This window comes from Hymenobacter profundi, from assembly GCF_019334315.1.
Lineage (GTDB): Bacteria > Bacteroidota > Bacteroidia > Cytophagales > Hymenobacteraceae > Hymenobacter > Hymenobacter profundi.
This window is the reverse complement of sequence record NZ_JAHWGL010000031.1, coordinates 35234-44890: the sequence shown is the minus strand read 5'-3', so window position 1 is coordinate 44890 and position 9657 is coordinate 35234. Positions and strand designations below refer to the sequence as shown.

6 protein-coding genes are annotated in these 9657 nt (G+C 55.6%); 3 read left to right on the top strand and 3 right to left on the bottom strand.

The annotated features are described in order from the left end of the window. Positions 1-221: 221 nt before the first annotated feature. A complete protein-coding gene (locus KYK14_RS09650) occupies positions 222-1283 on the bottom strand; it encodes a fatty acid desaturase family protein (protein ID WP_219158658.1) in 1062 nt (353 codons plus the stop codon). Positions 1284-1664: 381 nt separating this feature from the next. Here KYK14_RS09650 and dnaE point away from each other — a divergent pair, with 381 nt between their 5' ends. The 3 genes from dnaE (at position 1665) to trxA (ending at position 7402) form a co-directional block, all read left to right on the top strand. Further along, complete coding sequence (gene dnaE, locus KYK14_RS09645; protein WP_219158657.1) at positions 1665-5351, top strand: DNA polymerase III subunit alpha; 3687 nt, start codon at positions 1665-1667, stop codon at positions 5349-5351. A gap of 174 nt (positions 5352-5525) precedes the next feature. After that, a complete protein-coding gene (locus tag KYK14_RS09640; RefSeq protein WP_219158656.1) occupies positions 5526-6887 on the top strand; it encodes a hypothetical protein in 1362 nt (453 codons plus the stop codon). A 182-nt stretch (positions 6888-7069) separates the two neighbouring features. After that, positions 7070-7402: a thioredoxin gene (gene trxA, locus KYK14_RS09635; RefSeq protein WP_185281167.1), complete on the top strand. Its 333-nt coding sequence runs from the start codon at positions 7070-7072 to the stop codon at positions 7400-7402. A 75-nt stretch (positions 7403-7477) separates the two neighbouring features. Here the strand turns inward: trxA and KYK14_RS09630 are convergent, their stop codons facing one another. Both KYK14_RS09630 and KYK14_RS09625 read right to left on the bottom strand, forming a co-directional pair. Continuing rightward, positions 7478-7942, bottom strand: coding sequence for an AsnC family transcriptional regulator (locus tag KYK14_RS09630; RefSeq protein WP_185281168.1), 465 nt, complete (start codon positions 7940-7942; stop codon positions 7478-7480). Positions 7943-8494: 552 nt separating this feature from the next. Then, positions 8495-9607: an isoaspartyl peptidase/L-asparaginase family protein gene (locus KYK14_RS09625; protein WP_219158655.1), complete on the bottom strand. Its 1113-nt coding sequence runs from the start codon at positions 9605-9607 to the stop codon at positions 8495-8497. Between the last annotated feature and the right edge of the window lie 50 nt (positions 9608-9657).

Sequence of the window (9657 nt, the reverse complement as noted above, 5' to 3'; positions counted from 1 at the left end):
CCCCGGTGAGGTGCTGACCGTCACGCCAGCGAAGTAATTTGTCGGGTGGCAGCAAAAAAGCCGCTGTCATCCTGAGCACAGCGAAGGACCTTCTTACATCTGAACGACAGTCGTAACAAAGACTTGTTTCTATGTGAGAAGGTCCTTCGCTGTGCTCAGGATGACAGCGGCTTTTTTGCTACTAGCTAACGAACAACTCAACTCCTACTCAGTAGCTATAGCTATGCCAACACTGGCTCCGGCACGCGGGCAATGCGCTGTGTCCTTGCTTTAAGCAGATCAATAATTTCTACATCTGACGCGTAGCGGCCATCCAGGTTCACAAAGTTGCGGGCCAGCAAGTCGTAGCGGCGCGTCATGAGGTAGGCGAAGATGTGCAGGAAGTGAATACCATCGAACACCACCGACTCCTGGCGGGCGTACTCAGCCACGTTTTTGCGGAAGTGATTGGGGTGCTCGGTCCAGTGCAGGGCGGGCTTGAGGTGGTGGCTGATGTGGTAGCCATCGTTCCAACACTTATGGTTGTACTTGGTATTAATGCACGTTACACTATTGGTGTAGCAGTTGGCGGGGTCGTTGCCGTCGATAAACGCGTGCTGGCTCCAGTTGCCCAGCATCATCACGATGCGCGCAACAATCAACGGCAGAATCAGCACAACAAACGTAGCTGGCAGGTTCACGAAGGCCAGCACCACGCAGGCCAGAATGAAGGCTAGCTCCCCCTTGAAAGCCCGCCATTTAAACTTGGTTTTGCCAGTGCGCGACAGATAGCCAAACAGCTTCGGGAAGCCCAGGAGTAAGAAGTCGGCGAGGTAGTGCCCAAAGCTCAGCCACGAGTCGCGCTGGTAATACATGGTGGAGCTTTCGTCGTCAGGCAGGTTATTTTCGGGGTGGTGCATGCCCATGTGGTGGGTGTAGTACGTTTCGGGCGTTTGTCCAAACAGCGGCCCAATCACCCACGGTATGTACTGATTCATCCACCCATACTTCTTCTTGAACAAGATTCGGTGGCTGGTACAATGCAGCATCAGCCCAAACGGACCTTTAAAATAGAAAGTGGATAGCCCTAAATATACAACCAGCACCGACCACCATGCCCACCCCGGCAACGGCAGAAATAAGGCCACGGCCATAGGCACCAGCGTCGCCGAGATTTCCAGTAAGAGGTAGAGAAACGGCAGGTCACGCTTGTCTTGGCAGAAGCGCAGCAGGAACGTATCGAGACGGGTAGGCGCAACGGGCTCGGTATACACCGGGTCGGTGAGGGCGGTAAGGACTTTCATGAGGGTAGGGTTGCTGCCTACAGAAAGACGCAACCGTTAGGAGACGGAGAGAAGAATGCGCTGCATATCGAGAAAAATCCGGCAGGACCCGAAAAACAAAACATTATGTATGCTAAGGTAAACGCTTTTAAACTCAACGGGTTCAGCTTGCTCTTTTCAAACCGTGGAATAGAGTGATGGTATCGGCGTCCTTCACACTAGCTTTTCGTGAATTTCACGGTTTAGTTTGCCAACGACTTCCGGTAATAGTACAGTAGCGTGTAATACGCCTGCATGTGGTGTCTTATACAAAACCTCTTACCGCACAACCTTTCCTGTCCGCTGATTCGTGGGTAACTTTACTATCCGCTTCGCGCCCTAACGGCGCGGCGCCCGTTGCTCATGCCCGTATTCTCGCACTTACACTGCCACACCCAATATTCCCTTCTCGACGGCCAAGCCAGCATCTCGGCCCTGATGAAAAAGGCCCAGGCCGACGGCATGCCCGCCGTAGCCCTCACCGACCACGGCAACATGTTCGGGGCCTTCAACTTTGTGGCTGAGGCGAATAAATACAACGTGAAGCCTATTGTGGGCTGCGAGTTTTACCTGGTAGAAGACCGCCACAAAAAGGCGTTCAGCCGCGAGAAAGGCGAGCGGGATATTCGCCGCCACCAGTTGCTGCTGGCTAAGGACCAGGCCGGCTACCACAACCTGGCCAAGCTGTGCTCGATGAGCTACATCGAGGGCGTGTATTCCAAGTTTCCGCGCATCGATAAGGAGCTGCTGCTGCAATACCACGAGGGCCTAATTGCTACCTCCTGCTGCATTGGCGCGGAGTTGCCGCAGGCTATTCTCTGGAAATCGGAGGCAGAAGCGGAAGAGATGCTGAAGTGGTGGCTGGATGTATTCGGCGAGGACTATTACATCGAAATCCAGCGCCACGGCCTGATGAACATCGACAACACCGGCAAAAGCCAGGAAGATGTGAACCAGGTGCTGCTGCGTCTCGCGCACAAATACAATGTCAAGGTCATCTGTACCAACGATTCGCACTACGTGGAGCAGAACGACTTTGCGCCCCACGACCTCTTACTCTGCGTGAACACCGGCGAGGAACACAGCATTCCGGTTGGCGATTTCGAGACGAACTACTTCCGCTTGATTTCGGGCGACAACAAGGTGATTTACGACCACCTCGACACCATCCGTCCGATGGCGGCAAGCGACGATTCGGTGCGGCGCCAGCTCATGCGCATCGACGAGGAGCGGCAGATGCCCCGGCCGCGCGCGCGCTTCGGTTTCCCCAACGACCAGTTCTACTTCAAAAGCCAGGAGGAGATGAACCGGCTGTTTGCCGACGTGCCGGAAAGCGTAGACAACACCAACGAAATCGTGGACAAAATCACGCCGCCCAAGTTGCAGCGCGATATTCTCCTGCCCAACTTCCCCCTACCCCCCGAGCACCCTACGGCCGACGCGTTCCTACGTCACCTTACCTACAAAGGTGCGTTTGAGGGCAACCGCCCCCGCTACTCGGAACACACGCCCGAAATCGAGGAACGCCTGGACTATGAGCTGCGCATCATCGAAACGATGGGCTTTGCGGGCTACTTCTTAATTACCCAGGACTTTATCAACCACGGCCGGAGCATTGGCGTGGCGGTAGGTCCGGGCCGGGGCTCGGCGGCGGGCTCGGCGGTGGCCTACTGCATCGGCATCACCAACATCGACCCGATTAAGTACTCGCTGCTGTTCGAGCGTTTTCTGAATCCCGAGCGTGTATCGATGCCTGATATCGATATTGACTTCGACGACGTGAACCGTCAGAAGGTCATCGATTATGTGGTGAACAAGTACGGCAAAACCCAGGTAGCCCAGATCATCACCTTCGGTACCATGGCTGCCAAGTCGTCTATCAAAGACGTGGCGCGGGCCATGGAGCTGCCCCTACCCCAGACCAATGACCTCACCAAGATGGTGCCCGAGCAGGTAGGCACTACCCTGGCCAAAGCCTTTGCCGAGGTGCAGGAACTGGACATGATTCGCCGCGACGAAGCGCCGGACAACCTGAAAGGCCAGATCTTGCGCCTCGCCGAGCGCCTCGAAGGCTCAGTGCGCAACACCGGCATTCACGCCGCCGGCGTCATCATCGCCCCCGACGATATCACGAAGTACATTCCGGTCTCTACCTCAAAGGACTCGGACCTGCTCGTGACCCAGTTCGACGGCAAGGTGATTGAGAGTGCCGGCATGCTGAAGATGGACTTTCTGGGCCTCAAAACCCTGACCATCATCGAGGATGCCATGCGCCTGATTGAGCAGAACCACGGCGTCAAAATCGACATCGACGACATTCCGATCGACGACCTGAAAACCTACGAGCTGTACCAGCGCGGCGACACCATTGGCACGTTCCAGTTTGAATCGGAAGGCATGCGCATGTACCTCAAAGACTTGCGCCCGACCAACATCGAGGACTTGATTGCGATGAACGCCCTGTACCGGCCCGGTCCCATGCAGTTCATCCCGAACTTCATCAACCGCAAGCACGGCAAGGAGCCGGTGGAGTACCCGCACGAGCTGTTGGAACCCATCCTGAACTACTCCCAGGGCATTATGGTGTACCAGGAGCAGATTATGCAGACGGCCCAGATTCTGGCCGGCTACTCGCTCGGCGGCGCCGACTTGCTGCGCCGTGCCATGGGTAAGAAGGACATGAAGAAGATGGCCATGGAGCGCGAGAAGTTCTGTGAGGGCGCCAAAAAGCTGCACGGCATTGTGGCGAAAAAAGCCAACGAGGTGTTCGACGTGATGGAGAAGTTTGCGGCCTACGGCTTTAACCGCTCCCACTCCGCTGCCTACTCGGTGGTGGCCTACCAGACCGGCTACCTCAAGGCCCACTACCCCGCCGAGTATATGGCTGCGGTGCTCACCAACAACATGGGCGACATCAAGAAGGTGACGTTTTTCATCGAAGAAGCCCGCAAGCAGGGTGTGGCCGTGCTCGGCCCCGATGTGAACGAATCCATCATGAAGTTCAACGTGAACGAGAAGGGCCAGATTCGTTTCGGGATGGCTGCGGTGAAGGGCGCGGGCGAAGCGGCCGTGGAGGAAATCGTGCAGGAGCGCAAGCGCAAAGGCAAATACACCGATATTTTCGATTTCGCGAAGCGCGTGAACCTACGCGCCGTGAACAAAAAAACCTTTGAAAGCCTGGCTCTGTCGGGTGCGTTCGATTCGTTTGAGCGCTACCACCGCCGCCAGTTCGTGGAGGCGCCCTCGGGTGACCAAAACCTCATCGACAAGGCCGTGAAGCTGGGCCAGCAGCACCAAGCCGATCAGGATTCGGCCCAGCAGAGCCTATTTGGCGGCAGCGCGTTTGGGGCGGTGGCCATGCCCCTACCCAAGGTAGCCGACATGGAGAAGTGGCCCGCCACCGAGCAACTCCGCCGCGAGAAAGATGTGGTAGGGTTCTACCTATCGGGCCACCCGCTCGATAACTACAAGATGGAAATCGACTCGTACTGCACCACGTCGCTCGACAAAATCGAGAACCACAAGAACAAGGATATCAACGTGGCGGGGCTGATTACGAACGTGGCCTACCGCACCACCCGCAACGGGCAGCCGTTCGCGGCCTTCACGCTGGAAGACTACGACTCGTCGCTGCAACTGGCCTTGTTCCGCGATGAGTACACGCGCTTTACGCACGTTATCAATCCGCGCAACTACCCTAACGAGCAGGTACCACCGATGTATATTCGGGCCAAAGTATCGTTGCGCTACGGCTCGGAGGACCAATGGGAGCTGAAAATCCTGAATATGGAGCCTCTCAGCGAAGTAGCCGAAAAGCTCAGCAAAGGCGTGCGCGTGCGCCTGGACCTGCGCACCGTGTCTGGCCCCATGATTGATAAGCTGGAAGCCGCCATTGAGGCCGCGCCCGGCCGCAAACGCCTGGAAATTCAGTTTGCCGAGCCGCACGAGCACTTGGCGGTAGACATGTTCTCGCGACGCTTTCAGATCGAGCCGAAAGCGTTTATCACCAAAATGAGAGAGTTGGAACTGGAAGTTTGTCAGCTGATCTAAGAAAGTAGGGCCTGTCTTGGAGTAATTATTGCCCGCGCCGCTTCTATTGCATAGAAGTCTACTTACATGATGCGCACAGGCCCTACCCTGCGGCTCCCACTTTACGGGATACTTACATTATTATTAGCATTGCTAACGATGCTACCGGCTCGCAGCCAAGTCTATTATTTAGATTTGAGCAAACAAACAGTGACCCTTCCCAACCGCTCCGTACATGTGGAGCAGGTAGTAGATGGCCGACCAGGGCGGCCAGGTATTGGGCTCGTGTACAGAGGCTTAGGCAATAAGCCGGCGGCGGTACTCTTCCGAAATGGCCTGGAGCAAGAGCTGACGGATTTTCTGCGTCGTCAGCTTCCTGCCCGTCCTACCGATCAGGCCCTTACGCTGTGCATTCGGCAACTACGGATAGGCGAACAGCTTAATGGGTTGACGGAAGACGCCAGCGCGGCGCTGGCAGCCGATGTGTACCTGCACGCAGCCGATGGCTATCATTTGGTGCAGAGTGTAGGGGCCAGTACCTCAGGGCGAGCGCTCGAAACCACGGCCTTGCACGCCGGGCACGTGGCTTCCCTCCTACAACAATGCCTGGAGCAGCTTACCCCACCCTGGCCGCCTACTGCCCAAGGCCCGGCCCGCACGCTGACCCAGCTCACCGCCGACGAAGCGCCCGTAGCAACCTCGCTCGGGCGTTCCTCCACGGCCGGCCCTACGGCGGCTATCTTGCGCGAGTCGCCACGGCGCGGGGTGTACCGAAACTTCACGCAGTTCCTCACCAATCGGCCCGATTCCAGCGTGACCGTACTCACGGACACCGTAGCTGTGCGACTGTATGGCCACCCGGCCAAGTACTTATGGTCAGGCATTACGCGCGTACGACCAGTACTGGTAGATGGCCAAGGAGTACGCACCCATCCCAAAGACTTATGGGGTTTCTCAGATGGCTACCAAGCGTACGTGCAACAAGGGGGCTCGTATTTCCCGCTGACCCGTCAGCACGATTTTTTCACGTTTGTAGGCGAAGCACCGCTTGATGTCAATTTCATGAAAGCCAAATCTAAAACTCAGGCAAGTGTTATGATAACAGGTGGTGTCCGAGTAGTGCCTGTTCCAGACCATACGGGCGAGCCCACAGCTTATGCGCTTGACATGCGCACCAGCCAGCTGGCGCCCTACCCCGACCCGCTAGGCCGTAAGCCGGCCCAGGCCGATACCGCCTACGTATACCTATACCGCCGGCCCGACGCTGCTCATCCCGAAGCTATTCCCGTATTCGTGGGTAATCAGGAAATTGCCCGTTTGAGTCCCGGACAATACGTGGAGTTGGCGTGGCCCTATTATGCCCGTATTCTTGCCCTACGCACGGGGTCACAGACTGTACGCACCACGGGTTATCTTCTGGTGCCGAATGCTGCGCGCCCTACCTACCTTCTCCTTACGCCACCTGCCGCTACCACGGCCGCTCCTGTCTGGCAAACCGTTACAAACGCGCAGGGCGAGGCAGATCTTACTTCCATCGATTTGAGTGGTACCAACTAGTTTTTATCGCTGATTTGGTCGGGCTGGTTTTCTGTAATAAACCACGTAGGAGCTACCACAGCCAAATAGCGCGCAGGTCTGAACTTTCCTACGGTTCGCTTGTTAAACTCCCAATCTGCTACCTTGCAAGCCCAAGGCTCGTAAGAAGCATTTTAACCTTGTATCATCAACCCCCTACTGTCATGGGACACAAAGCAATCGAGATTACCGATTCTAACTTCGACGAAATCATCAACTCCGATAAGCCGGTACTGGTCGACTTTTGGGCTGAGTGGTGCGGCCCTTGCCGCATGGTAGGCCCCGTAGTAGAAGAACTGGCCGGCGAATATGAAGGCAAAGTAGTGGTAGGCAAAGTCGACGTAGACTCTAACCCACAGACTTCGGCCAAATTCGGCATCCGCAGCATTCCTACCCTGCTCGTTTTCAAAAACGGTCAGATTGTAGACAAGCAAGTAGGTGCTGTACCGAAGCACGTACTGGCCCAGAAACTGGATGCGCAGGTAACGGTTGCCTAAGGCACTCTATCTTCATTCAAGCAAAAAGCCCCGTTCCTGTACAGGAACGGGGCTTTTTGCTTGAACACTAAATTGTTACAGTAGTTGAATAGGGCGGTTTAGCGACTCTTCCAACGAAATCAGCGTTTCTGTTCGTTCGATACCTTCAATCAGTTGAATCTGGTCGTGCAATACCTCGCGCAGGTGCTGCGTATCGCGACACACGAGGCGGGCAAAGATGCCGTAGTTGCCAGTCGTGTAGTTCATGCTCACGATTTCCGGAATCTTTTTCATCTCCTCCGCCACGCCGTTATACATTGAGCTTTTGAGCAGGTAGATACCAATGAAGGCCGTTACGCCATACCCAAGTTTCTCATAGTCAATACGTAGGGTAGCACCCTGCACAATCCCCAGCTCCTCCAGCCGGGCCATGCGCACGTGCACCGTACCTCCGGATACGTGCACCTTGCGGGCAATTTCAGTGTAGGGCATTTTAGCGTCTGCTATCAGTAGCGCTAATATTTTGCGGTCGGTGTCATCAAGTTCGTAATTGCGGGCCATTTTTTAGCGGTGTGTTTAAGCATTTGGCAATGCATACTGCCTATTATTAAATTTAATGTAAATTTTTGAGCAAATGTCTGATAAAATTTTATAATAACGATTCAACTACTACATTTGTCATAATCAAACGCGAACGGCGGACGATTACATCAGACATTGTAGAATGATGAAACTGGCAGACATGCCCGCCTCTCTCGCGGGTGGTGATTCGGGATAAACTGGTCCGGCGGCCGGCTAACTACACCGTGGAGGTTCGAATCCTTCTTCTACAGCTTTTTTGGGTGGATTTTGGGAAGTGGAAGAGTACCGGGACGTATCTGGGTGGGTACGTTCTTTATTAGGAGGCTGCATCTGGGTGGGTGCAGCCTTTCTTTTTGCCCTTTTCTGAGCACATAGCTATAGCTGCCTTACGGCTCCCTAACCTCCTCCGGATAAAGAGCGGCGCAAAGTTCAGGTATTTTCGGCAGGAAAACAGGCGTTTCATTACAATTATTGTACTCATCCGGCGAGGCTGCTTTGTAATCCCGCAAAACACTACCCGCCAGCAAATGCTTACTCCTTATAAATCAGAATTTGCGCGTCGCCGTTGGCTTTAATATAGCCCCGGTACATGCCTTCTGAATTGAACGGCATGGCAATGTTGCCTTGGCGGTCTACGGCAATCAGACCACCATCGCCTCCCATTTTTCCTACCTTCTCGATGGTGGCTTGCGCGGCCTGCGCCAGAGGCACTTTCTGGTACTCCATGCGAGCGGCCACATCGCGGGCCACCGTAGCCCGGATGAAGAATTCGCCCCAACCCGTACACGATACGGCGCAGGCGTTATTATCGGCGTAGGTGCCGGCGCCGATGAGGGGCGCATCGCCAATGCGGCCGTAACGCTTGTTGGTCATGCCGCCGGTGCTGGTGGCAGCGGCCAGGTTGCCGTATTGGTCCACGGCCACGGCACCCACGGTACCATACTTCCTACCCTCCGTAAAGATCTGGTCTTCATAAGGGACAGCGCTTTGCGGCTTACCGGGTTTCAATTTGGTTTTGGCTTTCTTGACGGGCGCGGCCTCTACTTTGGTAGGAGTATTGAGTTGATCGGGCGTACCGGCGCTTTTCTCAGCGGCCAAAGCTTTTTCGAGCTGTTGGTGGCGGGCCTCTGTATAGAAATAGCTAGGGTCAACAATAGCGAGGCCTTTCTCTTTGGCAAATTGCTCGGCACCGCGGCCAGCCAGCATCACGTGCTCCGACTGGTCCATCACAGCCCGCGCCGCCGTGATGGGGCTGCGCACCACCGTAACACCCGCCACGGCGCCAGCCTTCAGTGTGTTGCCGTCCATGATGGCCGCGTCCATTTCGTTGCGGCCTTCGTGGGTGAACACCGCCCCCTTGCCCGCATTGAACAGCGGAGAATCTTCCATCACCTGAATGGTAGCCTGCACGGCGTCCAGCGAGGTGCCGCCTTTCTTCAGCACAGCGTAGCCGGTTTGCAACGCCTGGTTCAGCACCGTGCGGTAGGCCTGCTCCTTTTCCGCCGACATATTGGCCCGCGTGATGGTGCCCGCGCCCCCATGAATAACCAGCGTGATGCGGTTCGGATCGGGGGCGGTGGTAGATTGCGCCCGACCGGCAACGGCACCCCATAGAAGCAGGAAAATCAACAAGCAATTTTTCATAAAGCAGCGCAGAAACCGGGTTTGCAATGAGCCGAAACAACGCAAAAGAG